The 25,689-nt window shown below is 69.8% G+C and carries 27 protein-coding genes; 20 read left to right on the top strand and 7 right to left on the bottom strand.

The window, feature by feature from the left end; genetic code table 11:
- Window positions 1-71 precede the first annotated feature (71 nt).
- Together D514_RS27555 and D514_RS27550 are read left to right on the top strand one after the other, a co-directional pair.
- Window positions 72-1,037 (top strand): serine hydrolase, encoded by a 966-nt coding sequence (locus D514_RS27555; RefSeq protein WP_017829562.1) that lies wholly within the window; start codon window positions 72-74, stop codon window positions 1,035-1,037.
- A 29-nt stretch (window positions 1,038-1,066) separates the two neighbouring features.
- Complete coding sequence (locus D514_RS27550) at window positions 1,067-1,468, top strand: hypothetical protein (protein WP_017829561.1); 402 nt, start codon at window positions 1,067-1,069, stop codon at window positions 1,466-1,468.
- 15 nt (window positions 1,469-1,483) lie between these two features.
- On the opposite strand, the gene D514_RS27545 is transcribed toward D514_RS27550, so the two are convergent.
- Complete coding sequence (locus D514_RS27545) at window positions 1,484-2,926, bottom strand: MFS transporter (RefSeq protein WP_081603864.1); 1,443 nt, start codon at window positions 2,924-2,926, stop codon at window positions 1,484-1,486.
- Window positions 2,927-3,016: 90 nt separating this feature from the next.
- Here D514_RS27545 and D514_RS27540 point away from each other — a divergent pair, with 90 nt between their 5' ends.
- Together D514_RS27540 and D514_RS27535 are read left to right on the top strand one after the other, a co-directional pair.
- Window positions 3,017-3,637 carry a hypothetical protein gene (locus D514_RS27540; RefSeq protein ID WP_031205733.1) on the top strand — a complete coding sequence of 207 codons (621 nt, stop codon included), beginning with the start codon at window positions 3,017-3,019 and terminating at the stop codon, window positions 3,635-3,637.
- Between the two features lie 50 nt (window positions 3,638-3,687).
- The gene (locus D514_RS27535) at window positions 3,688-4,377 is read left to right on the top strand and encodes a GNAT family N-acetyltransferase (protein WP_017829559.1); all 690 of its coding nucleotides are present in this window, start codon (window positions 3,688-3,690) and stop codon (window positions 4,375-4,377) included.
- A gap of 37 nt (window positions 4,378-4,414) precedes the next feature.
- On the opposite strand, the gene D514_RS27530 is transcribed toward D514_RS27535, so the two are convergent.
- A complete protein-coding gene (locus D514_RS27530) occupies window positions 4,415-5,884 on the bottom strand; it encodes a peptide MFS transporter (protein ID WP_031205732.1) in 1,470 nt (489 codons plus the stop codon).
- A 117-nt stretch (window positions 5,885-6,001) separates the two neighbouring features.
- Here D514_RS27530 and D514_RS27525 point away from each other — a divergent pair, with 117 nt between their 5' ends.
- A complete protein-coding gene (locus tag D514_RS27525; RefSeq protein ID WP_017829557.1) occupies window positions 6,002-7,387 on the top strand; it encodes a glycine--tRNA ligase in 1,386 nt (461 codons plus the stop codon).
- 49 nt (window positions 7,388-7,436) lie between these two features.
- Here D514_RS27525 and D514_RS27520 read toward each other — a convergent pair whose 3' ends face one another.
- Window positions 7,437-8,396 (bottom strand): YafY family protein, encoded by a 960-nt coding sequence (locus D514_RS27520; RefSeq protein ID WP_017829556.1) that lies wholly within the window; start codon window positions 8,394-8,396, stop codon window positions 7,437-7,439.
- A 69-nt stretch (window positions 8,397-8,465) separates the two neighbouring features.
- Here D514_RS27520 and D514_RS27515 point away from each other — a divergent pair, with 69 nt between their 5' ends.
- Window positions 8,466-9,623, top strand: a complete 1,158-nt coding sequence (locus D514_RS27515; protein WP_017829555.1) for an epoxide hydrolase family protein — start codon at window positions 8,466-8,468, stop codon at window positions 9,621-9,623.
- 70 nt (window positions 9,624-9,693) lie between these two features.
- Entirely contained in the window at window positions 9,694-10,176 is a 483-nt protein-coding gene (locus tag D514_RS27510) for a hypothetical protein (protein WP_017829554.1), read from the top strand.
- A 27-nt stretch (window positions 10,177-10,203) separates the two neighbouring features.
- Here D514_RS27510 and D514_RS27505 read toward each other — a convergent pair whose 3' ends face one another.
- The 3 genes from D514_RS27505 to D514_RS27495 are packed head-to-tail and all read right to left on the bottom strand — an operon-like array spanning window position 10,204 to window position 12,526.
- Window positions 10,204-10,629 carry a DUF1801 domain-containing protein gene (locus tag D514_RS27505; RefSeq protein WP_017829553.1) on the bottom strand — a complete coding sequence of 142 codons (426 nt, stop codon included), beginning with the start codon at window positions 10,627-10,629 and terminating at the stop codon, window positions 10,204-10,206.
- A complete protein-coding gene (locus D514_RS27500; RefSeq protein ID WP_017829552.1) occupies window positions 10,626-11,198 on the bottom strand; it encodes an HhH-GPD-type base excision DNA repair protein in 573 nt (190 codons plus the stop codon). Before D514_RS27500 ends, D514_RS27505 begins: the two co-directional genes overlap by 4 nt.
- Before the next feature lie 32 nt (window positions 11,199-11,230).
- A complete protein-coding gene (locus D514_RS27495) occupies window positions 11,231-12,526 on the bottom strand; it encodes a glutamyl-tRNA reductase (protein ID WP_031205730.1) in 1,296 nt (431 codons plus the stop codon).
- An 87-nt stretch (window positions 12,527-12,613) separates the two neighbouring features.
- Here D514_RS27495 and hemE point away from each other — a divergent pair, with 87 nt between their 5' ends.
- The 12 genes from hemE (at window position 12,614) to D514_RS27435 (ending at window position 22,393) form a co-directional block, all read left to right on the top strand.
- Window positions 12,614-13,636, top strand: coding sequence for a uroporphyrinogen decarboxylase (hemE, locus tag D514_RS27490; protein ID WP_017829550.1), 1,023 nt, complete (start codon window positions 12,614-12,616; stop codon window positions 13,634-13,636).
- Window positions 13,637-13,687: 51 nt separating this feature from the next.
- Window positions 13,688-14,020, top strand: coding sequence for a metalloregulator ArsR/SmtB family transcription factor (locus D514_RS27485; protein ID WP_017829549.1), 333 nt, complete (start codon window positions 13,688-13,690; stop codon window positions 14,018-14,020).
- Window positions 14,021-14,046: 26 nt separating this feature from the next.
- A complete protein-coding gene (locus tag D514_RS27480; protein ID WP_017829548.1) occupies window positions 14,047-15,606 on the top strand; it encodes an NAD(P)/FAD-dependent oxidoreductase in 1,560 nt (519 codons plus the stop codon).
- A gap of 155 nt (window positions 15,607-15,761) precedes the next feature.
- A complete protein-coding gene (locus tag D514_RS27475) occupies window positions 15,762-16,199 on the top strand; it encodes a hypothetical protein (protein WP_017829547.1) in 438 nt (145 codons plus the stop codon).
- A gap of 1 nt (window position 16,200) precedes the next feature.
- Window positions 16,201-16,608, top strand: coding sequence for a phage holin family protein (locus tag D514_RS27470; protein WP_017829546.1), 408 nt, complete (start codon window positions 16,201-16,203; stop codon window positions 16,606-16,608).
- Window positions 16,595-16,867 (top strand): hypothetical protein, encoded by a 273-nt coding sequence (locus tag D514_RS27465; protein WP_017829545.1) that lies wholly within the window; start codon window positions 16,595-16,597, stop codon window positions 16,865-16,867. Before D514_RS27470 ends, D514_RS27465 begins: the two co-directional genes overlap by 14 nt.
- Before the next feature lie 79 nt (window positions 16,868-16,946).
- Window positions 16,947-17,627: a hydrogen peroxide-dependent heme synthase gene (hemQ, locus tag D514_RS27460; protein WP_017829544.1), complete on the top strand. Its 681-nt coding sequence runs from the start codon at window positions 16,947-16,949 to the stop codon at window positions 17,625-17,627.
- Window positions 17,628-17,631: 4 nt separating this feature from the next.
- Window positions 17,632-18,627 carry a hydroxymethylbilane synthase gene (hemC, locus tag D514_RS27455; protein WP_017829543.1) on the top strand — a complete coding sequence of 332 codons (996 nt, stop codon included), beginning with the start codon at window positions 17,632-17,634 and terminating at the stop codon, window positions 18,625-18,627.
- Window positions 18,624-19,421 (top strand): uroporphyrinogen-III synthase, encoded by a 798-nt coding sequence (locus D514_RS27450; protein ID WP_017829542.1) that lies wholly within the window; start codon window positions 18,624-18,626, stop codon window positions 19,419-19,421. Before hemC ends, D514_RS27450 begins: the two co-directional genes overlap by 4 nt.
- Window positions 19,418-20,395, top strand: coding sequence for a porphobilinogen synthase (gene hemB, locus D514_RS27445; protein WP_017829541.1), 978 nt, complete (start codon window positions 19,418-19,420; stop codon window positions 20,393-20,395). The genes D514_RS27450 and hemB overlap by 4 nt, the downstream gene beginning before the upstream one ends.
- Window positions 20,396-20,417: 22 nt before the next feature.
- On the top strand, window positions 20,418-21,740 hold the full coding sequence (locus D514_RS27440; RefSeq protein WP_017829540.1) for a glutamate-1-semialdehyde 2,1-aminomutase: 1,323 nt from the start codon (window positions 20,418-20,420) through the stop codon (window positions 21,738-21,740).
- A gap of 203 nt (window positions 21,741-21,943) precedes the next feature.
- The gene (locus D514_RS27435; RefSeq protein WP_017829539.1) at window positions 21,944-22,393 is read left to right on the top strand and encodes a hypothetical protein; all 450 of its coding nucleotides are present in this window, start codon (window positions 21,944-21,946) and stop codon (window positions 22,391-22,393) included.
- A 60-nt stretch (window positions 22,394-22,453) separates the two neighbouring features.
- Here the strand turns inward: D514_RS27435 and D514_RS38935 are convergent, their stop codons facing one another.
- The gene (locus tag D514_RS38935) at window positions 22,454-24,454 is read right to left on the bottom strand and encodes an ATP-binding cassette domain-containing protein (RefSeq protein WP_017829538.1); all 2,001 of its coding nucleotides are present in this window, start codon (window positions 24,452-24,454) and stop codon (window positions 22,454-22,456) included.
- Between the two features lie 115 nt (window positions 24,455-24,569).
- On the opposite strand from D514_RS38935, the gene D514_RS27430 reads away from it, so the two are divergent.
- On the top strand, window positions 24,570-25,631 hold the full coding sequence (locus D514_RS27430) for an enoyl-CoA hydratase/isomerase family protein (protein WP_017829537.1): 1,062 nt from the start codon (window positions 24,570-24,572) through the stop codon (window positions 25,629-25,631).
- The last annotated feature ends 58 nt before the right edge of the window (window positions 25,632-25,689 follow it).

Here is a 25,689-nt window from a genome sequence, read left to right as displayed (position 1 = left end):
GTTACGATAGCCCTGCCGCTGGGGAGCGTCTCCCCTCGGTATCCCGCACATCCACCCCCCTAAGGATCAGCGTGGGCGCTCTCGAGCCTGGTGAAGGTCTCCGAAACTCCTCGGCCCCCGAGTCTCTCGGCGCTGCCCAGGAGGCCTCCGGTGCGGGTCGCCGCTCGCAGCGCACCAGTCGTCGGCTTCCCCGACGCGCCGCTGCCGGACGCCGGTCGTTCACCGCCACGCTGCGGTCGCTGGAGGGTCTGGTCGACTCCGGGGCGCAGGTCTCGGTGCACGTCGTCGACCTCGACAACCACGTGCACGTGCTCGCCGGCGACGACCATGTCACGATGCCGATCGCAGGTCTCGGAGTGGTGCCGCTGCTGATCGAGGTTGCTGCGGGCTTCCAGAGCGGTGCTCTCGATCCGTTCGAGATCGTCGAACGCGAGAGCCTCGAGCCGGTGGAGACCTCGGGCCTGTGGCGGCATCTGCACGCACCGGCCCTGCCGTTGGAAGATCTCGCCGTGATGGCGGCGACCGCGGGGGATCCCATCGCGGTGAACGCTCTGCTGCACAAGGTCGGCCACGACCGGGTGCGCGAGCGCATCGAGTCGCTGGGTCTGCGCCGTACGGCCCTTCTCGACCGCTTCCGTGACCGCCGTGGCCCGGACGACGCCCCGCAGGTGGCCGTGGGCTCCGCACGCGAGCTCGCCGGACTGTTCTCCGCCCTGGTGAACTCACAGGTCGTCGATGCCGCCGTCAGCGCACAGGTGTCGGAGTGGCTGAGCCTGAATCAGGACCTGAGCCTGGTCGCGGCATCCACGGGTCTCGATCCGTTCGCCCACGATCACGATGCCCACGGCCTGCTGTTCGTGAACAAGACCGGGCGCGACCGTGGGGTTCGGGCCGAGGCCGGTGTGCTGGCCGGGCCCCGCGCCGGCGTCGCCTACTCGCTCATCGTGTGCTTCGACGATCTCTCGATCACGCACCGCCTGCGTGCGCACGACGCCTTCCGGGTGCTCGGCGTCGAGCTCATGGAATACACGCACTGACGCCGTCGTCACCTCGCTAGCATCGAGGGATGCCACGACCTGACTGGACTCCGCATCGCCGCGACGACGGCGAACTGCTCGGATGGATCCACCCCGCCGGCGACGACTGGGTCGGCGTCGACGTGCTCGGGCGGCCCGTCACCGCAGAGACGGAGTGGCTCGAAGCCGAAGCGGCGCTGGAGGAGCACGGGATCGCCTGGCTCGCCGACCCGTGGATGCTGGAGGGCGAGGACGAGCGCCCGTTGCGGGTGCGCATCCTGGAGGTGACGCCCGACGAAGACGGTGTGCCAGGGCGGATCGTCGTCAAGATCGACGACTTCGGCGACATGACGCGGCCTGCGACGGCGCAGTTCATCCTGGCGTGGCCGATCCCGAACCGGCTGCGCACACCGCGCGACGACGACCCCGACCCGCGCACGATCTCCCGCTGAACGCGCGAGGCGTCCTCACCCCGGCAGTGACGGATGCTGTTCGGACGCGCGCTGTTTCGGGATGAACAGCGACAGCACCACGGCGATCACTCCGGCGGCGATCGCGAGCCAGAAGCACACCTCGAAGGCCGCGCGTGTGGGAACCGCGACGCCGTCGACGTCGATGGTCATCGCGGCGAGCACGCCGCCCATCACGGCTGAGGCGCTCGACGTTCCGACCGAGCGGAACAGGGCGTTCAGGCCATTGGATGCGCCGGTCTCGTTGGCCGGGACCGAGCGCATGATGATCATGGGCATCGCGGCGAACGTGAACCCGATGCCCACGCCGATGAAGATGTTGGCCACGAAGATGTGCCACACCTCGGAAGACCACAGCAGCACGAAGACGTAGGCGAGCACGATCGCGGCGGCACCGGCGGTGAACAGGGGGCGCGGACCGACGGTGCGCTCGAGCCACCCGGACAGCGGCGAGATGACCATCATCACCAGGCCGGCCGGCATGATCACGAGAGAGGCCGCGAGCATGTCGAGGCCGAAACCCGCGCCGCCGACCGTCGGCATCTCGAGCAGCTGCGGAAACGTGACGTTCGAGGCGAAGAGCGCGAATCCCATGCCGATCGCAGCGATGTTCGTGAAGAGCACGGCGGGCCGCGCGGCGACGCGGAGGTCGAGCAGAGGATCCTTCGTGCGCAGCTGATACCAGCCCCACACCAGCAGCACCGCGAGCCCGCCGAGGATGCAGGCGAGTGTCAGCGGCGAGGTCCAGCCCCACTGCGCACCTCGGGAGACGAAGAGCAGGATGCCGGTGAGCCCGATCGCGAGGCCGATGGCACCGATCACGTCGAGGCGGCCGGGCGAGCGCAGCACGTCTTCGGGGATCACCGCCAGCACGAGGACGAGGCCGACGACGCCGAGGGCTGCCGCGAGCCAGAAGAGCATGTGCCAGTCGGCGTTCTGGGCGAGGAGGGCGGCGACCGGCATGCCGATCGCTCCACCGACACCCATGGTGGCGCTCATGAGGGCCACGGCGGTGCCGAGCCGTTCCGGAGGCAGCACGTCGCGCATGATGGCGATGCCGAGCGGGACCACGCCCGTCACCGCACCCTGGAGTGCGCGACCGATGATCACGCCGACGATCGAACCGGAGACCGCGGCGATCACGGAGCCGAGGATCAGGATCGCGAGCAGTGCGATCACGACCCGGCGCTTGCCGTACATGTCGCCCAGGCGGCCAGAGATGGGGGTGGCGACGGCGGCGACGAGCAGCGTGATGGTGACCACCCAGGTGGTGTCCTCGCGGGAGGCGTTCAGCAGCTGAGGGAGCTCGGCCTGCAGCGGGACGACGAGCGTGAACATGAAAGAGGAGCACAGCCCGGCGAAGGCGAGCACGGCGACGATCGCCCACTTGGGTGGGGTCCGGGAGAGACGTCTCCTGGCTCTGTCCTCGCTCGCACCCACCGACTCAGGCTATCGGCGATCGAGTGGCGCGGGGCCGGACACCCGGGCTCGATCGACCGGGCGGCACGCGGTCCGTGATTGCATGGGGAGATGAGCGACGACGCCACGATCGACCAGCATCCCGCCGATTCCGCGTTCCACCGCAGGCTCCCGATCGGCGAGGCGCTCGACGCCTCCGCCGTCGCCGAGGGATTGCCGTGGGCCTTCGAGACGATCACGATGCGACCGCTCGAACCGATGCTGGTGCCGGAGAAGCCCCGCGGCGGCGAGCTGGACCCGGCCGAATGCGGACCCTGCGCCCCGAGCGAGTTCACGATCTGGCACGACGAGCACTGGCAGGTGCGCGCGGGGTGGGAGATCGGTGGGTTGCCGTTCATCGGCGCGATCGCCCCGCGTGAGCATTGGCTGCTCGAGAACGCGCCGGTCGAGGTGCTCGCGGCGCTCGGGCCCCTGATGCAGCGTGTCTCGCAGGCGGTCAAGAGCGTCCCCGGCGTCGCGCGGTGCCACTTCGGGCGGTGGAACGACGGCTCGGCGCATCTGCACCTGTGGGCGATGGGACGCCCCGCCGGCATGATGCAAGGGCGAGGTGCGGTGCTGTCATTCTGGGATGGCATCCTGCCGCCGATTCCGCAGGAGATGGCCGAGGAGCACATCCGCATCGTCGCCGAGGCGCTCGCCGCGGGCGGGGGAGAGGCCTTCCCGATGCGGTGACATCGGGGTTCCGATTCCTCGAACGGGCCGAGGAGGGGCAGACTGGGTGCGTGCGAACCATCCGTGACCTCGACACCGTTGAACTCATCCTCGACGCCCAGGGCCTGCTCGACTCCATCCGGGGTCCGCAGCGCGTGGTGGATGCCGGAACCCTGCGCGCCCTGCAGCAGTCGGGCAACTACGTCGTCGGCTTCTTCGACGGCGAGGGTGACGAGGAGCGCATGGTCGGCGCGTCGATCGCGTTCTTCGGCGAGCCTGCCCGCCGTGCGATGCACTCCCACATCACCGCGCTGCTGCCCGAGTACCGCGGTCGCGGCTGGGGTCGTGAGCTCAAGGAGCACCAGCGGCAGTGGGCCTTCTCCCGAGACGTCGGTCGCATCACATGGGTCTTCGATCCGCTCGTGGCACGCAACGCCCACTTCTTCTTCACCGTGCTGGGCGCCCGCGCGACCGGCTACTCGGTGAACCGCTACGGCATCTTCGGTGGCGGCGACGCGGGCGATGAGAGCGACCGACTCGATGTCGAGTGGGCGCTCGCCGACATCGCCAAGCCCCCGGCCGACGACGCGGTCGTGGAGACTCTGGCCATCCCCGCCGACATCGAGGCGCTGCGCGAGTCCGACCCGACGGCCGCCCACGAGTGGCGTCTGCGTCTGCGGGCGCAGATGGAGGGCCTGCTCGGCAGCGGGTTGCGCATCGCCGGCTACGACACCGCGCGGGGCTACCTCTTCACCGCGTGAGCACGCTCTTCACCGCGTGATCTCGCGCTCCGTGTGCTCAGCGCACTCCGCGCATGAGCTTCAGCACGGGCTTGACGCTCAGCAGCAGTCCGATGCCGACCACGATGGCGATGCCCCCGAGGATCGAGAAGAACGGCACCTCGTCGGTCGGATCGTAGAACCGTACGAGCTCGCCCGAGATGGCGGTGCCGAGCGCGATCGACAGGAAGAAGAGCGCGACCATCTGCGTGCGGAACACGGTCGGTGCGAGCTTGGTGGCAGCCGACAGGCCGACCGGTGAGATGAGCAGCTCGGCGACCGTGAACACGAAGAGGATCCCGACGATGGCCAGCAGCGGGGTGGAGTTCGCCCCTCCGCCGGCGAACGGCAGGAAGAGCAGGAACGCCGATCCCATGATGATCGCCGCCAGAGCGAACTTCACGGGCGTCGAGGGCTGACGCTTTCCCAGGCGGGTCCAGATCGCCGCGAAGACGCCGGACAGGATGATGATGAACACCGGGTTGATCGACTGCACCCAGGACACCGGCATCTCCCATCCGAACAGATTCCGATCCAGCCGCTGGTCCGAGTAGATCGTCAGCACCGTGAACTGCTGCTGGTACAGCGACCAGAACGCGACGCTGGTGATGAACAGCGGCAGGAAGGCCCACACCCGAGATCGTTCGGTGGCATCGATGCGACGGCTGCCGAGGATCACCGAGAAGTACGCGACCGCGGCGACGATCGTGACGACGATCACCAAGGTGGCCAGATTGTCTGCGCGGATCACACCGGTGAGCACCAGGATGGCGATGGCCACGATCGCGGCGCCGGCGATGAGCCCGACCAGGCCGTAGCGGGACTTCGGAAGCGGGTTGGGCACCTCCCGTGCCGAGGCGGGGAGGGCCTTGCGGCCGAACGAGTACTGGATGAGTCCCAGGGTCATGCCGATGGCGGCGAGTCCGAAGCCGTAGTGGAATCCGAGAGACGACTGCAGGATGCCGGTGAGGATCGGTCCGAGGAACGCGCCGAGGTTGATGCCCAGATAGAAGAGCGAGAACCCGGCATCCCGTCGCGGGTCGTCGGCGGCGTAGAGGCTGCCGACGACCGAGGTCGCGTTCGCCTTGAGTCCGCCGGAGCCCAATGCGACGAGCACCAGACCGACGCCCACCCCGACGGCGCCGGGCAGGAACGCGAGAGCCAGGTGACCGGCCACGATCACCATCGCGCTGACGAACAGCACCCGCTCGGAGCCGAACAGCCGGTCAGCGAGCCAGGCGCCGAGGATCGTCGACAGGTATACCGAGCCCCCGTAGGCGCCGACGATGCCACCAGCGACCGCCTCTGGGATGCCGAGGCCGCCCTGTGTGACCGAGTAGTACAGGTAGATGAGCAGGATGCCCTGCATGCCGTAGAAACTGAAGCGCTCCCACATCTCCACGCCGAAGATGTGCACCAGGGCCCACGGTTGCCCGAAGAAACGGGTGTCGTCGTCGCGGGTCCGCGGTGTTCGCGCTGCAGTGCTCATCCCAAGGACGGTACTCTGACGCAGCCGCCGAGGCCAGGGAGCGCGCGGGAACCACGGATAGAATGAGGTGCCCGTGTTCACGGGTTTTTCCTCCCGCATCCGACCATTGGAGCCACCATGGCCGAACAGTCCCGCCTCGACAAGGTCATCGCCCTCGCCCGCCACCGCGGGTTCGTGTTCCAAGCGGGTGAGATCTACGGCGGTTCCCGGTCGGCCTGGGACTACGGCCCCCTCGGTACCGAGCTCAAGGAGAACATCCGCCGCCAGTGGTGGCAGACGTTCGTGCGCGGCCGCGGCGACATGGTGGGGCTCGACTCCAGCATCATCCTGCCCAAGCGCGTCTGGGAGGCCTCGGGTCACGTCGCGACCTTCACCGACCCGCTAGTCGAGTGCCTGCAGTGCCACAAGCGCTTCCGCGCCGACAACCTGATCGAGGACTTCGAGGCGCGCAAGGGCCGCAAGGCCGAGAACGGGCTCGCCGACATCCCCTGCCCGAACTGCGGCACCAAGGGGCAGTACACCGAGCCCAAGGCCTTCTCCGGTCTGGTGAAGACCTACCTCGGCGTCGTCGACGACGAGTCGGGCCTCTACTTCCTGCGCCCCGAGACCGCACAGGGCATCTTCGTGAACTTCTCGAACGTGCTCACCGCCAGCCGCAAGAAGCCGCCGTTCGGCATCGGCCAGGTCGGCAAGGCGTTCCGCAACGAGATCACGCCGGGTAACTTCATCTTCCGCACCCGCGAGTTCGAGCAGATGGAGATCGAGTTCTTCACGCCGCCCGCCGAGGCGCAGGAGTGGTTCGAGCACTGGGTCGAGGCGTGCTGGAACTGGTTCATCGACCTGGGCATCGACCCCGAGAACATGCGCCAGTTCGACGTGCCGGAAGACGACCGCGCGCACTACTCGGCCGGCACGATCGACGTCGAGTACAAGTTCGGCTTCGCGGGCAAGGAGTGGGGCGAGCTCATGGGCGTCGCCAACCGCACCGACTACGACCTCTCCAGCCACAGCGAAGCGTCCGGCCAGAGCCTGACGTACTTCGACCAGGCCACCGGCGAGCGCTACACCCCGTACGTGATCGAGCCGTCGTTCGGTCTCACGCGCGCGATGATGGCGTTCCTCGTCGACGCGTACCGCGAGGAGCAGGTGCCCAACGCCAAGGGCGGCACCGACGTGCGCACCGTGCTCAAGCTCGACCCGCGCCTGGCTCCGGTCAAGGCCGCCGTGCTGCCGCTGAGCCGCAACGAGAACCTCTCGCCCCTCGCTCGCGAGGTCGCCGACACGCTCCGCAGCTCGTGGGCTGTCGACTTCGACGACGCGGGGGCGATCGGTCGCCGCTACCGTCGCCAGGACGAGATCGGCACCCCGTTCTGCGTCACGGTCGACTTCGACTCGCTCGACGACCGTGCCGTCACGGTGCGCGACCGCGACACCATGGCGCAGGAGCGCGTATCGATCGACGAGTTGCACGCGTACCTCGCGGAGCGCCTGCGCGGCGCCTGAGCATGCGGCATCCGGACCCCGTCGGCCTCATGAAGGCCGGCGGGGTCTTTCATGTGCTCCCGGCCACCGCGCGCGCGTAGCGCTCGGAGAGCAGCTGGAGGCGGGGCAGCAGCTCGGGCGGGCTCTCGACCGTGAAGTCCATCATCAGCATGCCGATGTAGGCGGCGACGGTGTCGAGGCTGTCCGCACCCGTGACGAGGATGCAGTGCTCGTCGTCGACCGGCTCGACGATCCCCACCGCCGCGTGGATCCGGTCGAGCACGGCCTCAGCGGGCGCGTCGATGCGCAGCCGGGCGTGCACGATCCACCCGCTCACGGCGATGGTCCGCATGGCGAAGGCCGTGTAGTCGCCGCCGGGCAGCGGCTGGGGATCGAAGCGGCGATGCGTCGGCATCCGCAGCTCCATCCAGTCGACACGGTACGTGCCCCACTCCGCGGTCTGCGGGTTGCGTGCGACCAGATACCAGCGGCGCACCCAGGTGAGCAGTCGGTACGGCTCGACCAGCACGGGCGTGCCCTCGTAGTCGAAACGCAGCCACTCCTCGTCGCGGATCGCACGGGCGATGGCCTGCAACGACGCGGCGTCGACCTCGGGGTCCGGCGCGTCGGTGTCGTTGTTCTCCGGGGCGCGGTCGACGCTCGATCGGAGCGCATCGACCGTGGGGCGCAGGTGCGAGGGCAGCACCTGTTCGAGCTTGGCGAGCGCCCGTGCGCCGGCCTCCTCGACGCCGGCGATCCCGGCTGCGGCCCGCAGGCCGACGGTCACGGCCACGGCTTCCTCATCGTCGAGCAGCAGCGGAGGGAGCTTGCCACCGGCGCCGAGGCGGTAGCCGCCGACGGATCCTCGCGTGGCGTCGACGGGGTAGCCGAGGTCGCGCAGCCGCTCGACGTCGTGCCGAACCGTGCGGGAGGAGACGCCGAGCCGGGCGGCGAGGTCGCGTCCCGAGCGCTCCGGGCCGGTCTGCAGCAAGGCCAGCAGCGCCAGCAGCCGTGCGGTCGGGTCGGCCATCGGAACTCCTCGAAAGGTCAGGCATTCATTAGGAACGAATTCAACCTAATGCCCTCGTACCTTCGAGATATGGACAACACGACGCTCGCCTTCCGCCCCTTCACCGTCTCGGTCTCCGCCGCCGAGGTGGCCGATCTCCAGGATCGCCTCGCCCGCACCCGCCTTCCGCAGCCGTCGCCGACGGATGACTGGGATGCCGGCACCCCCAACTCCTACCTCCGCGAGGCCGTCGCCGCCTGGCGCGACTTCGACTGGGCCGCCGCCCAGGAGCGGATCAACGCCGTCCCGCACTTCACCACCGAGATCGACGGCCAGACGATCCACTTCCTCCACGTGCGCTCGGCCCACGAGGGCGCGACGCCGCTGCTGCTCGCGCACACCTATCCCGGTTCGTCGGTCGACTACCTCGACGTGATCGATCGCCTCGTCGACCCCGTCGCGCACGGCGGCCGTGCCGAAGACGCGTTCGACGTCGTGATCCCGGATGCGCCGGGCTACGGCTTCTCGCAGCCGCTCGCCTCACCGGGCTGGACGGTCGGAAAGGTCGCCGAGGCCTACGACCGTCTCATGCGCGGGCTCGGCTACGACAACTACGGCATCCACGGCTCGGACAACGGCGCCATGGTGGCCCGCGAGCTGGGACTGCTGAACCCGGCGGGCTTCCTCGGACTGCACGTGCTGCAGCTGTTCTCGTTCCCCTCGGGCGACCCGGCCGAGTTCGAGAAGCTCGAGCCCGCGGACTACGCCGGCCTGGAGCACATGCAGTGGTTCCAGTCGGTCGGCGGGTACAACACGATGAACTCGTCGCGCCCCCAGACCGTGTCGGTCGGGATCAGCGACTCCCCGGTCGGGCTGCTCGCCTACAGCGAGCTGTTCAACTCGTTCGGCAACGGCACCTCTTTGGTTCCGCTGGAGAAGATCCTGCTCGAGGTGAGTGTGAACTGGTTCGCGAACGCGGCATCCGGCATGAACCGCAGCTACCTCGAGAACGCCAGGGCCGACGCCGCGGCCGAAGCCGCCGAGGATGCCGGGCCGCGGATCAACGCCGCACGCACGGGTGTCGCCGTGTTCGCGGACGACTTCCAGACGATCCGGGTCTTCGCCGAGCGCGACAACGCGAACATCGTGCACTGGAGCCGCTTCGACGAGGGCGGGCACTTCGCCGCTCTGGAGCGTCCCGACCTGCTCGCCGACGACATCCGGGCGTTCTTCGCCGACGTGCGCTGACTGTCGAACCCCACGCTGCTGCCCAGACCCACCCGTGCGTCCGTCGCACGGGTGGGTCTAGCATGTCGGCATGTTCGAGCCGTGGAGCGAGTTCAACGTCGCGATGGCGGGGGCGACGGCCGCGCTCGCCGGACTCGTGATCGTCGCCGCGAGTGTGAACATCGCCGAGATCGTCAAGTCCCGCACTCTGACAGCACGGCTCCTCGCCGGGATCGCCGCCCTGCTCCTGGCGCTCGCGGTGTCGGCGCTGGGGTTGATCCCCGACATCGACGGCCCCTGGTTCGGCGCGGCCGCCGTCGTCGCGTCGCTGCTGGCTGCCGTGTTCCAGGTGCACGCGACGCGCCTCATCGCGACCGATCCGAGCCCCGAGGATCGCGCCCGTCCGCTCAAGTACCTGGTCGGCTTCCTGCCGATCTTCGCCTATCTCGCCGCGGGCGTGCTGGTGTGGATCGGGCATCCGGCCGGGCTGTACCTCGCGGCGGCGGGCTGTCTGCTCGCGATCGTCTCGGCCGTGGTGGTGTCGTGGGTGGCGCTCGTCGAGGTCTTGCGCTGAGCGGGTACGCGGAGAGGGTCTCGCGCGTCAGCCCGTGACGGTGAGCTGCACCTCGGCGGTGCCGCCCGCCTCGACCCAGGCGAGTGAGCGCTCCAGGATGCCGCGCAGCACATCGAGGTCGATCTGCTCCAGGTCCTTGATGTAGAGGCACCCGACGCCCGTGGTGTGCGGTCCGAGCTTCGCCAGGGCCTCGGTGTGCGCGCCGACCCCGTCGAACAGATAGATCGTGGTCGCGGCCTTGCGCGGAGCGAAGCCGAGCAGTCCGCTGTCGCCTTCGGTCCCCGTCGGGTAGCGGTAGTGGCAGGAGCCGAACCCGATGATCGTGCCCCACGTCTGCGGTTCGCGTCCGGTGACCTCCTGCATGAGCGCGGTCAGCGTCTCGGCGTCCCTGCGGCGCACGGCAGGGGAGGAGCGGGCGATGAGCCCGGCGACGTCGTCCCCCGTGGGTTTCACTTCGGGGCCTTCGCCGCGGCCTTCATCGCCTTCTTGTGCTCGCGCACCTTCGCGAGCGAGTCGGGCGAGACGATGTCGGCGACGCTGCGGTACGAGCCGTCCTCGCCGTAGGGAGCGGATGCCTCGCGCCAGCCCTCGCCGGTGAAGCCGTACTGCTTGCCGAGGAGGGCGAGGAAGATCTTCGCCTTCTGCTCGCCGAAGCCGGGGAGGGCCTTCAGTCGCCTCAGCACCTCGGGCCCCGACGGGTCACCCTCGGTCCACAGGGCTGCGGCATCGCCGTCCCAGTCATCGACGAGGGTCTGGCACAGCGTCTGCACGCGCGTCGCCATGGACCCGGGGAACCGGTGCACCGCAGGGGTCTGCTTGAAGGCCTCGAGGAACTCGTCCGGTGCCATGTGGGCGATCGTCGCGGCGTCCGTCGCGCCGGTACGCTGCTCGATCTTGAGCGGACCGGCGAACGCGGTCTCCATCGGAACCTGCTGGTCGAGGAGCATCCCCACCAGCAGAGCCAGGGGATTGTCGGTCAGCAGCTCGTCGGCGGCGGTGTCTCCGGTGATGTGAAGGGCCATGCCTCCAGTGTGCCACCGGTGAACGGAGCGTGTCAGGCGGTCGCGGCGTCGTCTGCGGCGTCGGCCTCGGGCGCGATGCCGTACAGGGCGGCGAGTGCCGCGGTGAACTCGTCGGCACGGCCGGCCGCGGCGAGCTCGTGGGCGCGCACGGTCGGGGTGTGCAGGAGCACGCCGGAGAGGTGACGCAGGGCCTGCTCGACCTTGCCGTCCTCGTCGCCGCGCGCGCGGGCACGGTCGATCTCGCGTTCGAGGAGCTCGAAGATGTGCGACCGCAGCGCCACCACCGACGGCGTGACGCTCTGGCGGGCGCCCACGACGTGGAAGGTCTCGGCGGCCTCCCGGACCACGCTGCGCGCGGCATCCGTCGCCTGCAGCTCTTCGAGCGGCGCGTGCAGACGGATGGTCTCGAGATCGAGCAGGGCCACACCTTCGAGGCCGGCGATGGCGGGGTCGACGTTTCGCGGCATGCCCAGGTCGACGACGAGCTGACGGTGTGCGCCGACGGGGCAGCCCGCCGCGGCGGGGCCGGTCGGCAGCTGCAGGTGCTCGGGGCCGAGCACGGGCTCCGTCGCCGTGGTGCAGGTGATGAGCAGGCTCGACCGTGCCGCGGTACGGGCGTACTCGTCGGCGGTGATCGGACGGATGCCGTGCTTCGCGGCGAAGACCTCGGCGCGGCCGGACGGCGAGTACACCGAGATGTTCACGGCACCGCGCTCGCGGAGCGTGGCGAGAGTGACCGCGGCGTAGGCGCCGGTGCCGACCAGCAGCACGCGTTCGGTGGACCAGTCGGCGATGCGGCTGTCTGCCAGCTCGAGCGCGAGACGCACGAGCGAGCGGCCGGCGCGACCGAGGGCGGTGACGTTCTTGACCTTGCGCTGGGCCTGGCTGGCGCGCTGGAAGAGGCGCTCGAGCTCGGGCGAGGTGGTGCCGTCCTTGCGGGCGGACTTGAGGGCGCGGCGCACCTGGCCGGCGATCTCGCCCTCGCCGGAGACGACGGATTCGAGGCCGGAGGCGACGGAGAAGAGGTGCTCGGCGACGCGGCGCCCCGAGTGCACGGTGTAGGCGCCGTCGAGGTCGGCGGCCGAGATGCCGGTCGCGGATTCGACCGCTTCGATCACGGCTTCGACACCGATGGCGCCGGCGGCGGTGACCGGTTCGTCCATTTCCACGTACGCCTCGAACCGGTTGCACGTCGCCAGCACGACCGCACCCTGCACGCACGGCGTCATGCCCACGATGGTGGGAGCGACGTCGTCGGGGGTGCGGCTCAGGCGTTCGAGCAATTCGAAGGAGGCGGTCTTGTGACTCGCCGTCACACACAGCAGCACACATCGATTGTACCGGAGGGTCTGCGGGGGAGGGTCCGACCGGTCGAACTCGGCGGCTCCATAAGGCGCGGATGGGAGGATGGACGCATGGCCCTCTCCGACGCCCCGCTCCTGCGCGCCCTCGCCGGCGACCGTCCCCCTCACGCCCCGGTGTGGTTCATGCGGCAGGCCGGCCGGTCGCTTCCCGAGTACCGCGACCTGCGCGTCGGGACCCGGATGCTCGACGCCTGCCTCACCCCCGATCTCGCCGCCGAGATCACGCTGCAGCCGGTGCGCCGTCATGGGGTCGATGCGGCCGTGTTCTTCAGCGACATCGTCATCCCGCTGCGCCTCGCCGGTGTCGAGGTCGAGATCGAGCCCGGTCGCGGCCCGGTGTTCGCGAACCCGGTGCGCACGGCGGCCGACGTCGACCGCATCACCGCCATCGACCCGGACGACCTGGACGGCACGGCGATCGCCGAGGCTGTGCGGCTCGTCACGGCCGAGCTCGGCGACACCCCGCTGATCGGATTCGCCGGAGCGCCCTTCACGCTCGCCGCCTACCTCGTCGAGGGCGGCCCCTCGAAGGAGCACCTGCGTGCGCGGGCGATGATGCACTCGGATCCGGCGTCCTGGAACAGGCTCGCCGGCTGGCTCGCCCAGGTCTCGCGCCGCTTCCTGGAGACCCAGCGCGATGCCGGGGCGTCCGTCGTGCAGCTCTTCGACAGCTGGGCAGGATCCCTCAGCACCGCCGACTACCGCGCCTTCGTCGCCCCGCATTCCCACGCGGCGCTCTCGGGCATCGGTCTGCCGACCATCCACTTCGGCGTCGGGACCGGACCTTTCCTCGCCGACATGCGCCTGGACGGTGTGGCCGACGGGGTCGGCGTCGACTGGCGGCAGCCGCTCGACGAGGCTGCCGCGATCCTCGGACCGGATGTCACGGTGCAGGGCAACATCGACCCCGCGCTGCTCTCGGCCCCCTGGGCGGTGCTGGAGGCGCACGTGCGCGACGTCGTCGAGCGCGGCCGCGCGGCGCGCGCCCACATCCTGAACCTCGGCCACGGCGTGCCGCCGGAGACCGACCCCGACCAGCTCACCCGCATCGTCGAGCTGGCGCACACGATCTGACCCTCAGGCCACGCACCGAGAGCTATCTAGCCAAGGTGCTATATTGCAACCATGACTGACAGCGCGACGGACATCTTCGCGGCGCTGGCCCACCCCACACGACGTCAGATCCTGCAGGACCTGAAAGACGGTGAGCTCGCGGCCGGCGAGATCGCGTCGCGCTTCTCCGCGAGCGGCCCGACCATCTCCCGTCATCTGAGCGTGCTCCGCCAGGCGGGACTCATCAGCGAGCGCCGCGACGCCAACCGCATCCTCTACTCCCTCGTGGGTGAGCGGCTCGCGCTCTCGGTCGGCGACTTCCTCTCGACGGTGTGCCCCGAGCAGATCGTGCTGCGCGAGGTCCGCAAGCGCGGACGCGGAGCCTCCGAGCCCGTCGAGGCCTGAACCGCCCCGGTGCGAGAATTGAGGGCATGAGCCCCGAGCCCTCCTCCGTCGAGCCGTCCGACCTCGCCGCCCGTGCGGCGCACACGCATGTCGTCGTCGTGGGCGGTGGCATCGGGGGTCTCGTCGCGGCGCGGGAGTGCGCGAAGGTCGGGATGCGCGTCACCGTGCTCGAGGCGGAGGAGACGCTGGGCGGCTCGATCCGCCGTGTCGACCTCGACGGTGTCACCATCGACGCCGGGGCCGAGAGCTACGCCACCAGGGGTGGACTCGTGCGCGCCCTCGTGGAGGAGCTCGACCTCGCGGACCGCATCGTGCTCCCGAAGCCGGGCGGGGCATGGCTGGCCGGAATTCCCGGTGTGGGTGCGGCGCCGCTCCCGGTGGGCGGCATCCTCGGCATCCCCGCCAATCCGTTCCAGCCCGACGTCCGCCGCATCATCGGATGGTCGGGCGTCTGGCGCGCCTACCTCGACCGCGTGCGTCCGCCCCTCACGATCGGGCACCAGCTCAGCCTCGGAAAGCTCGTCGCGTCGCGCATGGGGGCGAAGGTGCGGGATCGACTCGTCGCCCCCGTGACGACCGGCGTCTACTCGGCGTCTCCCGACGATGTCGACATCGACGTCGCAGCCCCGGGGCTCAACGCCGCACTGACCAGGGTGGGCTCCCTCTCCGGCGCGGTGCAGACGCTGCGTGATGACGCCGCGGAGAAGGCCTCGGAAGCACAGGCGGCGGCGAAGACGCCGGGAGCGGCCGTCGAGGGGCTCTCGGGAGGCATGAGCACACTGGTCGATGCCCTCGCCGCCGACCTGGTCCGCCTCGGTGCCGAGGTGCGCACGGGAGTGCGGGTGCGCACCGTGCGCAAGACCGGGGCGCGCTGGTCGGTCGAGACTGAGGTCGCGGCCGAGGTCGAGGTGACGGCGGAGGAAAGCGGCGAGAGCGCCGCAACGGATCCTCTGGAGCCGGTGGTCGAGGAGCTCGACGCTGACGCCGTCATCATCGCGACGCCCGAGTCGGCCGCACGGAAGCTCCTGGCCTCCGCGGTGCCGGCCCTCGCCACGACGGAGTCCGCATCATCGCCCGAGATCGAGATCGTCACCCTCGTCCTGGACGTGCCGGAACTCGCCGCCGCCCCGAGGGGAACCGGTGTGCTGACCGTTCCGGGCAGCCACACCGCCAAGGCGCTCACCCACTCGACCGCCAAGTGGGGCTGGGTGCGCGACGCCGCTGGTGCCCGGCAGATCGTGCGGGTGTCGTTCGGCGCCCAGGGAGAACCTGCAGCGACCGCGGGCCTGGACGACGCCGCCGCGGCAGACCTCGCACGGCGCGAAGCCGCCGCCCTGCTGGGAGTCGCCATCGCTCCGGAGGCGGTCATCGCCTCGCATCGCGGCCGTTTCATCCAGTCGCAGCCCGCGTCGATCATCGGCTCAGGGGGGCGGCGCACCGCAGCACGTGCAGCGGTCGAGGCGGTGCCCGGTGTGGCCGCGGTCGGCGCCTGGCTCGCGGGGACCGGACTCGCCCAGGTGATCCCGGACGCACGGGACGAGGCCGACCGTCTGCGCCGCGCCCTGTTGTGGGACGGAGAGTCCTGAAGTGCGGGAGCGGTCTGTGTCAACCCTCTGACCCATAGATGCCGAATTCGGCATACGGGGTTACGCTGGGAACCTGGTCGCGGGGGGCGAATGCCTGCGATCGGTCCCAACCGGGCGAATCTGGCCGGACTACCGGAACAAGGTGAGGAGACCCCATGAAGGGGAAGATCGGACTCGTCGTCGGGCTCGGCGTGGGCTACGTGCTCGGCACCCGTGCCGGACGTGAGCGCTACGAGCAGATCAAGACGCAGTGGCTCAAGGTGTGGCACCTCGACCCCGTGCAGGAGCAGGTCACCAAGGTCAAGGGTTTCGTCGGCGACAAGGCCGCGGCCGTTCCCGGTGCGCTCTGGACCGGTGTGGTGAAGGTCGCGAAGTCCGTCAGCGGCTCGGGCACGCCCGGTCAGCGACTCGACTCCGCCATCGCCACCGGCCGTGAGGCGGCAGAAGACCTCGCCGAGGCGACCGAGGAAGCGGTCGAGGCTGCGAAGTCCACCGCGACGTCGACCAAGCCCGCTGCGAAGAAGCCCGCCGCGAAGAAGCCGGCGGCCAAGAAGCCGGCCGCGAAGCCCGCCCCCAAGAAGTCCGGCGCCTGAGATGCCCCGCGGATACCGCGATCGCGCCGACGACAGCCTGCTGACTCTCCTCGGAGATCTGCCGGAACTCGTCACGAATCTGGTCAAGGCCGAGATCGATGCCGCCAAGGCGTGGGTCTCGCGCACCTCGAAGGATGCCGGCATCGGTTCCGTGTGGTTCCTCGTCGCGCTGTTCTTCCTGTTCTGGGCCGTGCCCGTCATCCTCGTCTTCGCGATCGCCGGACTGTCGTCCTGGTGGCCGGTGTGGCTCTCGGCGATCGCGGTCTTCGGCATCCTGATCCTCGCGGTGCTGCTGTTCGCGTTGCTCGGGATCCTCAAGTTCCGCAAGGTGCTCGCGCGCCAGAACCCGGCGCAGGCCGTCGCCGAAGACATCCGACTCGTGAAGGAGGCCGGCGATGACGAGTTCTGAGTCGCTGCCGCGCACCGCCGTTCCCGGCGGGATCGTCGACCCCGTCGCTTCGGCCCGTGCCGAGCTGAAGGCCGCCCTCGCGGCGATCGAGGTCAAGGGGAACATCCCGCGCCGGGTCGAGAAGGCGTCGACACGTGCGGTGGCGAAGGCCCGCGTGTTCGCCGATCGGAACCCGATCGGCGCGATCGCGGCGGCCGTCGGAATCGCTGCCGCCGTCGGGGGCGCGGTCTGGGCGATCGCGCGCTTCATCTCGCGCTGAGGCGCCGCATTCCGGGAAGCCGCGAGCAGCCCTCCGGGGTGATTAGCGGCTCCTGCGCAAACGAGGCAGACTGGGGAGCATGATGTCCGAAGAGCGCGATGAGAACCCGTCCGGCTTCACCCTCTGGGCTGTCTGGCGACGAAACCCCGACCTCCCCGTGACGGAGAACGACTCGACCGAGCTCGAGACGATCGTCTCCTACATCGAGGACTCGGGTGTCACCGTCCGCGGCTTCTACGACGTCTCCGGACTCAAGGCCGACGCCGACCTCATGGTGTGGCTGCACGGCGACACCGCCGAAGAGCTGCAGAAGGCGCTGCGCCGCCTTCGTCGCACCGAACTGCTGCGTTCGCTCCTCCCGGTGTGGAACGTCATGGGCGTGCACCGCGACGCGGAGTTCAACCGCTCCCACGTCCCGGGCTTCCTGCGGGGTATGGACCCCAAGGACTGGCTGTGCCTGTACCCGTTCGTGCGCACGCCGGAGTGGTACCTCGCCCCGGAGGAGGAGCGTCGCAAGATGCTCGCCGACCATGGACGCAAGGGCGCCGCATTCACGGGCGTTCTCGCCAACACCGTCGCCTCCTTCGCCCTCGGCGACTACGAATGGCTGCTGCCGCTCGAAGCCGATGAGCTCACCGACCTCGTCGACATGATGCGCGATCTCCGCTACACCGACGCTCGCATGTACGTGAAGGAGGAGGTGCCCTTCTACACCGGGCGCAGGCTCCGGTTCGACGAGATCGCGGACGTGCTCCAGTAAGCCCATGAGTACCCCCATTCGTCTGGGCACCCGCCGCAGCGCGCTCGCGCAGGCGCAGTCGGGTCACGTCGCCGCAGCCCTCGAGAAGTTCTCGGGGCGCCGGGTCGAGCTCGTCCCGATCACCAGTGAGGGCGACACGAATCGCGCGTCGCTCTCCGAGATCGGCGGTCAGGGCATCTTCGCCACGCGTCTTCGCGAGGCTCTGTTCGCGGGCGAGTGCGACTTCCTCGTGCACTCCCTGAAAGATCTTCCGACCGCCGTCCCTGAGGGCCTCGTGATCGCGGCGACGCCGAAGCGCGAGGATCCGCGCGACGTGGTCCTCACCCGCGACGGCACCCCGCTGCATGAGCTGCGCTCCGGAAGCACGGTGGGCACAGGGTCGCCGCGTCGCATCGCGCAGGTGCATCGACGCGCGCCGAAGGCCGAGGTCGTCGACATCCGCGGGAACGTCGACTCCCGTCTCGCCCGGGTCGCATCGGGTGAACTGGATGCGGTCATCCTCGCGGCGGCAGGTCTCTCCAGGCTCGGCGCGGAGACGCCGCTGCGGCGCGAGGAGCTCGGTCTCGCCGAATGGCCGACCGCGCCAGGGCAGGGCTCGCTCGCCGTCGAGACCCGCGCGGATGCGCCGGAGGAGCTGCTCGCGGCCCTTGCCGGTCTCGACGACACCGATACTCGTCTGGCCATCACGGTGGAGCGCGCGATCCTGCAGGGATTGGACGCAGGATGCCAGGCGCCGATGGCCGCGCATGCGGTGGTCGAAGGCTCCTCGATCCGGGTCAGGACTGTCGTCTACGCCGCAGACGGAGGGCGCCGGATCGGGCTCGACGTCACGGAAGACCTGAACGGGGAGTATATTCGTCGGAACGGCAGTGGCAATGGAGCGGATGCTGCCGATGGTGCAGACCCGATGCACGCAGCGCGCGAGCTCGGGTTCACTGTTGCCCGTCGGCTGCTCGATCAAGGGGCGGCCGGCCTCGTATCCCGAGAGCAATCCTCATGACCACTTCCGAAATCAAGCAGGACCGACCGTTGGACGGCTGGCGCATCCTCGTGCCCCGTGGCGGGCCGTGGGGCGACAGCGTCGCCGCGAGCCTGCGGGCGCTGGGCGCCGTGCCGGTCGTCGCACCGCTGATCAACTTCGCCCCGACGACGGATCAGGCGACGCTCGACACCGCGCTGGCGCAGTTGGCCGCGGGCGAGTTCGACTGGCTGACGGTCACGAGTGCCACCACCGTCGACGTGCTCTTCGCGCACCGGGCGGCGGTGCCGCGGGAGACCAAGATCGCCGCCGTGGGCGAGACGACCGCGGCGGCGCTGCAGGCGGTCGGCTACGAGGTCACGCTGGTCCCCGAGCAGGACAATTCGGCTGAGGGCATGGCGCAGCAGCTCATCGCCCTCGAGAAGGAGCCGCGTCGCATCCTCGCCCTTCGCAGCGAGATCGCGAAGCCCGTGCTCAGCAGACTGCTCTCCGAGGCGGGTCATGACGTGCATGGCGTCGTCGCCTATCGCACGGTCGGTGTGCCGGTCACGGAACGGATCCGCCGCGACGTCGAGAACGGCCGGATCAACGCGATCCTCATCACCAGCGGCTCTGTCGCCGAGCAGGTGCGCGAGCAGTTCCCGGAGATCCCCGATGACACGCTGCTCGCGGCGATCGGACCACGCACGGCGAACGACGCCCAGCGTGCCGGTCTGCCGGTGTCGGTCGTCGCCGACCGTCAGACCATCGACGCCCTGATCGATGCGGTGTCGCACTTCACCCTTCCGCACGCGGCCGACGAGTTCGCGCCGTGAGCTTTCCCGACGTCCGGCTGAGGCGCGTGCGTCAGTCTCGTGCGGTGCGCGATCTCGTGCGCGAGACCTCGCTGCAGCCGCGGCAGCTCGTGCTGCCCCTGTTCGTACGCGAAGGCATCGCCGAACCCGTGCAGATCGGGTCGATGCCCGGTGTCGCTCAGCACTCGCTGGACTCGCTGCGCGCAGCCGCGGTCGAGGCCGCGGAGGTCGGGGTCGGCGGCGTGATGCTGTTCGGCGTGCCCGCGGTGCGCGATGCCGTCGGCTCCGGCGCCGATGATCCGCGAGGCATCCTGAACGTCGCGACCGAAGCGCTGGCCTCCGAGGTCGGCGACGCTCTCGTCGTGCAGACCGATCTGTGCCTGGACGAGTTCACCGATCATGGTCACTGCGGCGTGCTCGCCGCGGACGGGTCCGTCGACAACGACGGGACCCTCGAGCGGTACACCTCGATGGCGCTGGCGCAGGCCCGTGCCGGCTCTCAGCTGCTGGGGCTGTCCGGGATGATGGACGGCCAGGTCGCGGTGATCCGCCGGGCGCTCGATGCCGAGGGCTTCACCGACACGCTTCTGCTCGCCTACGCCGCGAAGTACGCGAGCGCCTTCTACGGGCCCTTCCGCGAGGCCGTCGACTCCCAGCTGAAGGGCGACCGTCGCACGTACCAACTCGATCCGGGCAATCGGCGCGAGGGCGTGCGCGAGGCCGTCGTCGATGAGGCCGAGGGCGCCGACATCGTCATGGTGAAACCGGCCATGGCCTTCCTCGACGTGCTGCGCGAGGTGCGCGACACCGTGAGTATTCCCGTGTGGGCATATCAGGTGTCCGGCGAGTACGCGATGATCGAAGCCGCCGGCGCGAACGGCTGGATCGACCGTCGTGCGGCCATCCTCGAATCCCTTCTCTCCATCCGCCGCGCCGGTGCGGATGCGGTGCTCACCTACTGGGCCACCGAAGCGGCCGGCTGGCTGCGCGACTGACTTCTCCGAGGAGCTCTCCTTCATGACCGACCGCAATGACGACCTGTTCTCCGCTGCCCGCGCGGTGATCCCCGGCGGGGTCAACTCGCCGGTGCGCGCCTACGGTTCGGTCGGCGGGACGCCGCGGTTCCTCGCCTCCGCGAAGGGGGCGAGGGTCACGGACGCGGCCGGTCGCGAGTACGTCGACCTCGTCGCTTCGTGGGGTCCTGCCCTGCTCGGTCACGCGCACCCCGAGATCGTCGCAGCAGTGCAGGAGGCGGCGACCCGCGGCCTCTCCTTCGGCGCGCCGACCGAGGGCGAGGTCGAGCTCGCCGCACTGATCGCCGACCGCGTGCGGTTCGGCGAGGTCCGTCCGGTCGAGCGCGTGCGTCTGGTCTCCACCGGAACCGAGGCGACCATGACGGCGATCCGCCTCGCGCGGGGCGCCACCGGTCGCGACCTGCTCGTGAAGTTCGCCGGGCACTATCACGGTCACTCCGACGGTCTTCTCGCCGAGGCGGGTTCGGGTGTGGCCACACTCGCCCTTCCCGGTTCTGCCGGGGTTCCGGCGCCGATCGCGGCCCAGACTCTCGTGATCGGCTACAACGACCCGGATGCGCTGGCCGCGGTGTTCGCCGAGCACGGTCAGCGCGTCGCCGCCGTCATCGTCGAGGCCTCGGCGGCGAACATGGGCGTCGTCGCGCCGATGCCCGGATTCAACCGGCTGATCGCCGAGACCGCCCACGCGCACGGCGCCCTGATGATCATCGACGAGGTACTCACCGGATTCCGCGTGCACCCGGCAGGGTTCTGGGGTCTGCAGGCTGAAGCGGGCGAGGACTATCTGCCCGACATCTTCACCTTCGGCAAGGTCGTCGGCGGGGGGATGCCGTTGGCGGCGCTGGGTGGACGAGCCGAGATCATGGACCTGCTGGCTCCGCTCGGACCGGTGTACCAGGCGGGGACGCTGTCCGGGAACCCGCTCTCGGTCGCTGCGGGACTCGCGACGCTGCGGCTCGCGACGCCCGAGGTCTACGCGACCGTCGACGCGGCGGCCGCACGGGTGTCCGCTGCTCTCGATGCCGCTCTCACATCAGCGGGTGTGACGCACGCGGTCGCCACCGCCGGCAACCTGTTCAACGCGTCCTTCCGGGCATCGGCGCCGAGGGACTATGCCGAGGCTCAGGCGCAGGAGTCCTACCGCTATGCGCCGTTCTTCCACTCGCTGCGTGAGCAGGGCGTGGCTCTTCCGCCGAGCGTGTTCGAGGCCTGGTTCCTCACCGCAGCGCACGGCGAGGAAGAGCTGCAGCAGATCGAGGCCGCCCTCCCCGCTGCTGCGGGTGCCGCGGCAGCCGCGCGCCCGTAACGCGACTCCGGTCGGAAGGGCATCGGTCGGCGCGGCGCGCTGATCGGTGGCATTCGCGTACCCGGCAGTGAATCGAGTATGGTACATATGTTCGAATCACGGGGAAGGGATCATGATGACTGGTGCTGATCGACAAGGGATCGTTGCGTTCCTGTGAACAACTTCCAGACAACTGGCAGGACGGCGCTGGCAGACTGGGTGACATGGTGACGTTGTTGCTGGACCAGACGCAACTCGAGGTCGTGCTCTCGCCGATCGAACGTGCCGCCACCTTCCACCGCGACAACCTCCGGATCGCGCGCGACACCATCACCAAGGTGCAGCTGACAGAAGATGCCTGGACCTGGCTGCGTGGAGTCCCCAACCCCGGGACGCACATCCCCGGTGTGCTCGCTGCGGGCAGCTGGAAGGCCGCGGGCAGCCTCGATTTCGTGCTGATCCGCCGGCGTCGCCCGAGTGTCGTGATCGACCTCGAGGGCGATGAGCAGTACCGACGGCTGATCCTCACCACGAGTCACGGGCTCGCGCTCACGCAGGCGCTGCGCCTCGACGTGACCGACGAACCGGCGAACGTCGAAGAGATCGTGGCGACCGCACCGGTGCCCGTCTCGAAGGGCCGCCGCCGGCCCGTCATCCGGCCCCGACCCGCCTGAACCGCAGTAGAACGCCCTCCGGACCTGCGGGTCCGGAGGGCGTTCTACGTCAGCTGAAGCTCAGTTGTGGTGCTCGCCGCCGTCGTGGTTCTCGTCGCCGGTGTGGTTCTGATCGCCGTCGGTGTGGTGCTGATCGCCGTCGGCAGATTCGGATTCCTCGGTGCCGGACCCCGGGTGCTCTGACATGTCGTCGGCGGGCTCGTCGGCTTCGGAGTGATCCGAGGACTCCGCCAGCGGCACGGTGTCGATGACGCCGGTCGATGCGACGGTCCAGTGCGCGCCCTCTGCGGGGGCGTCGTCGCTGTCCGCCGTCTCGTTCTCCGCGCTCAGCGGGTAGTCCTTGGGTTCGTCCTCGTAGTACGCACGGGCCGCCGCGGCGAGCATCGAGCTGACTGCCGCAGAGCGGGGGTCTTCGTCCTCGACAGGGGAGGAGTCGGGGTCGGCGTCGGACGCGGGAGCGTCGTCATCCTCGGACGCATCGTGGAGATCGGCGAAGATCTCGACACCGCTGTGGCCCTCGTCGCCGTGCAACTCCTCGGAGCCGGGGGCGTCGACCGATACGGGGGCAACACCGTCGGCGTCCTCGGCAGAGGCGTCGTTCACCGCGGTCGGTGCTGCGGCACCGAACAGGATCTCATCGAACGACCGCTCCGGGGCCTCCTCGAAGGAGACCGCCTCGTCCTGAACGTCGTGATCCTGCTCGCTGTCGGTCTGCTCGCCGTCGGTCTCCAGTCCGTCGACCACCGCGGCGTCCGCGGATGCGTCGCCTTGAGCGGCAGCGCCCGCCTCTTCGGTCGCCCCGTCCATGTCGGCATCCTCGTCCACGTCGGCGGCAGGAGCATCAGGCTCATCCGCGACCTGCTCGGTGTCGACATGCTCGGTGTCGTCGTGGTCCGTGTGGTCGGGCTCCGTGCGGTTGTGGTCCGTGTCGACGGATGCCGCGAGGTCGTCGGCCACGGCTGCGCCCGCAGGAGCGGCGGCGGCCTCGGCCGCCCATGCGGCAGCTGCGGCGACCGGGATGGCGACAACCGAATCGGCGGGTGCCGGTTCGGAAGCGTCTTCCGCGCCTTCGGAAGCACTCTCGTCGGCAGCGGCCTCTTCCGCGCTCGCCTCCGAGGGAACCGGCGCGGCGAGCTGCGCCGGGGCCGTCGCAGTGTTCGGTGCGAAACGGCCCCCGCGCATCAGGTCGATGAAGACGTCTTCGAGCGTCGGTCCGCGCTGCACCAGGGTGCTCAGGGCGATGCCCGCCTCGGCGGCGACGGCGCCGACCGTGCCGGCATCTCCGCCGCGCACCGTCAGGCCCGAGCGCAGCACCTCGATGTCGAATCCGGCCGCCATGAGCGAAGCCGTCAGTGCGGCGCGATCAGCGGCGTCGACGATGACGGAGCCGCCCTTGGGGTCGGCGAGGGTCTCGATGCCGCTGGCCAGTACGAGCGTGCCCTTCGAGAGCACGAGCACGTTGTCGGCGACCTGCTCGACCTCGCTGAGGACGTGCGACGACACGAGCACGGTGCGTCCCTCGTCGGCGAGACGTCGCATCAGCAGTCGCATCCAGCGGATGCCCTCGGGGTCGAGTCCGTTGGCCGGCTCGTCGAAGACGAGGGCGCCGGGGTCGCCGAGGAGCGCGTGGGCGACGCTGAGCCGCTGACGCATGCCGAGGGAGAAGCCGCCGATGCGGGAGTCGCCCTCGCCCTCGAGGCCGACCAGCGAGAGCACTTCGCCGACGCGCGACAGGGGGATGCCGTTCGCCTTGGCGGCGATGGTCAGCTGGCGTTCGGCGGTGCGGCGAGGACGGTAGACCGTCTCCTCGAGCACCGCGCCGATCGTGCGCAGCGGCTGGCGGAGCTCGGCGTAGGTGGCGCCGCCGATGGTCGCCGTGCCGGATGTGGCGCGCACCTGACCGAGCAGGATGCGCAGCGTCGTGGTCTTGCCGGCTCCGTTCGGGCCGAGGAAGGCGGTGACGGCACCGGGCTCGACGCGCGCGGAGAAGTCCGAGACGGCGGTCACCTCATTGAAGCGCTTCGTCACGTGCGTGAACTCGAGCACCTGTCCTTCAGGCATCCGTGACCTCTCGTCGCATTTTGAACAGTTCCTCCCTATCCTGCCGGAAAAGCCTGTCGGATCCCGCATTTCGCGCGGAATACCGCCGTTTGCCGAAAGGGGTAGCCTGGCGAGCGTGACCGATTCTCACGCTGCATCCCGCGTCCTCGTCCGCACCGAAGGGGCGCTCGGGCGGCTCACGCTCAATCGTCCCGAGGCGATCAACGCCCTCGACGTCGAGATGATCCAGGCCCTCACCGCGGCGTTGAACGCCTGGCGAGACGACACCGACGTGCAGATCGTGCTGCTGGACGGGGCAGGCGGGCGTGGCATGTGCGCGGGCGGCGACGTGCGCGCACTGCACGCGCAGATCGTGGCAGGTCAGGCCGAGCAGACCGCCGAGTTCTTCCGTGCCGAGTACGCGTTGAACGCCATGATCGCCGAGTACCCCAAGCCGGTGGTGGCCTTCGCCGACGGCATCACGATGGGCGGCGGGATCGGGCTCGCCGGTCACGCGGCGATCCGTATCGTCACGGAGCGCTCCCAGCTCGCGATGCCCGAGACGCGCATCGGATTCACGCCGGACGTCGGCGGCACCTGGCTGCTCGGCCGCGCTCCCGGACGGCTCGGCGAGTACTTCGGCCTCACCGGGGCCGTGATGAATGGAGCGGATGCCGTCTACCTCGGGTTCGCCGATCACTACGTGCCGTCGGAGCGCCTCGAGGCGTTGAGCGAGGCTCTCGCATTCCGCGCCGACCCGACGGGCCCCAGCGAGATCGTGCTGCTGTTCGACGAGACGCCCGAGCCCTCGCAGCTGCCCGCGTCGAGGGAGTGGATCGACGAGGCCTTCTCCGCTCCCACCGTGAGCGAGATCATCGAACGCCTGCAGGCGCAGGGCACGACGGATGCCGCCGCCACCGCGGATATCCTCGAGGGGCTGGCGCCGACCGGCCTCACGGTCACGCTCGATGCCGTGCGCGAGGCACGCGACCTGCCAGGGCTTCGCGCGGCACTGGAGGGCGAGTACCGCCGCGTGATGTGGTTCGTGAACGAGCACCCCGACCTCGTCGAGGGCATCCGCGCGCAGATCGTCGACAAGGATCGCAACCCGAAGTGGGACCCGCCGACCCTGGCCGAGCTCACCCCGGACGCCGGCGCTCCTGCGCGCGCGTACGTTCCGCAGCCCGCCCTGTTCTGAGCCCGGGTTGTTCTGAGCGAGGGTGTGTCCACCTGTCGGGAGGGTGCACGGTTGTCGG

The organism is Microbacterium sp. UCD-TDU, from assembly GCF_000340625.1.
GTDB lineage: Bacteria > Actinomycetota > Actinomycetes > Actinomycetales > Microbacteriaceae > Microbacterium > Microbacterium maritypicum.
Note: the sequence above shows the minus strand (reverse complement) of the source record. Positions and strands in the feature narration are given on the sequence as shown.

What these genes read in the sequence shown, in the direction of transcription:
- hemE (WP_017829550.1), top strand. Translation starts at nt 12,614, where the DNA reads ATGGCCCTCTCCGACGCCCCGCTCCTGCGCGCCCTCGCCGGCGACCGT.
- hemC (WP_017829543.1), top strand. Translation starts at nt 17,632, where the DNA reads ATGAGTACCCCCATTCGTCTGGGCACCCGCCGCAGCGCGCTCGCGCAG.
- D514_RS27485 (WP_017829549.1), top strand. Translation starts at nt 13,688, where the DNA reads ATGACTGACAGCGCGACGGACATCTTCGCGGCGCTGGCCCACCCCACA.
- D514_RS27465 (WP_017829545.1), top strand. Translation starts at nt 16,595, where the DNA reads ATGACGAGTTCTGAGTCGCTGCCGCGCACCGCCGTTCCCGGCGGGATC.
- D514_RS27500 (WP_017829552.1), bottom strand. Translation starts at nt 11,198, where the DNA reads ATGGCCCTTCACATCACCGGAGACACCGCCGCCGACGAGCTGCTGACC.
- D514_RS27515 (WP_017829555.1), top strand. Translation starts at nt 8,466, where the DNA reads ATGGACAACACGACGCTCGCCTTCCGCCCCTTCACCGTCTCGGTCTCC.
- D514_RS27450 (WP_017829542.1), top strand. Translation starts at nt 18,624, where the DNA reads ATGACCACTTCCGAAATCAAGCAGGACCGACCGTTGGACGGCTGGCGC.
- D514_RS27435 (WP_017829539.1), top strand. Translation starts at nt 21,944, where the DNA reads ATGGTGACGTTGTTGCTGGACCAGACGCAACTCGAGGTCGTGCTCTCG.
- D514_RS27475 (WP_017829547.1), top strand. Translation starts at nt 15,762, where the DNA reads ATGAAGGGGAAGATCGGACTCGTCGTCGGGCTCGGCGTGGGCTACGTG.
- D514_RS27525 (WP_017829557.1), top strand. Translation starts at nt 6,002, where the DNA reads ATGGCCGAACAGTCCCGCCTCGACAAGGTCATCGCCCTCGCCCGCCAC.
- D514_RS27510 (WP_017829554.1), top strand. Translation starts at nt 9,694, where the DNA reads ATGTTCGAGCCGTGGAGCGAGTTCAACGTCGCGATGGCGGGGGCGACG.
- hemQ (WP_017829544.1), top strand. Translation starts at nt 16,947, where the DNA reads ATGATGTCCGAAGAGCGCGATGAGAACCCGTCCGGCTTCACCCTCTGG.
- D514_RS27530 (WP_031205732.1), bottom strand. Translation starts at nt 5,884, where the DNA reads ATGAGCACTGCAGCGCGAACACCGCGGACCCGCGACGACGACACCCGT.
- D514_RS27550 (WP_017829561.1), top strand. Translation starts at nt 1,067, where the DNA reads ATGCCACGACCTGACTGGACTCCGCATCGCCGCGACGACGGCGAACTG.
- D514_RS27440 (WP_017829540.1), top strand. Translation starts at nt 20,418, where the DNA reads ATGACCGACCGCAATGACGACCTGTTCTCCGCTGCCCGCGCGGTGATC.
- D514_RS27470 (WP_017829546.1), top strand. Translation starts at nt 16,201, where the DNA reads ATGCCCCGCGGATACCGCGATCGCGCCGACGACAGCCTGCTGACTCTC.
- D514_RS27480 (WP_017829548.1), top strand. Translation starts at nt 14,047, where the DNA reads ATGAGCCCCGAGCCCTCCTCCGTCGAGCCGTCCGACCTCGCCGCCCGT.
- D514_RS27520 (WP_017829556.1), bottom strand. Translation starts at nt 8,396, where the DNA reads ATGGCCGACCCGACCGCACGGCTGCTGGCGCTGCTGGCCTTGCTGCAG.
- D514_RS27540 (WP_031205733.1), top strand. Translation starts at nt 3,017, where the DNA reads ATGAGCGACGACGCCACGATCGACCAGCATCCCGCCGATTCCGCGTTC.
- D514_RS38935 (WP_017829538.1), bottom strand. Translation starts at nt 24,454, where the DNA reads ATGCCTGAAGGACAGGTGCTCGAGTTCACGCACGTGACGAAGCGCTTC.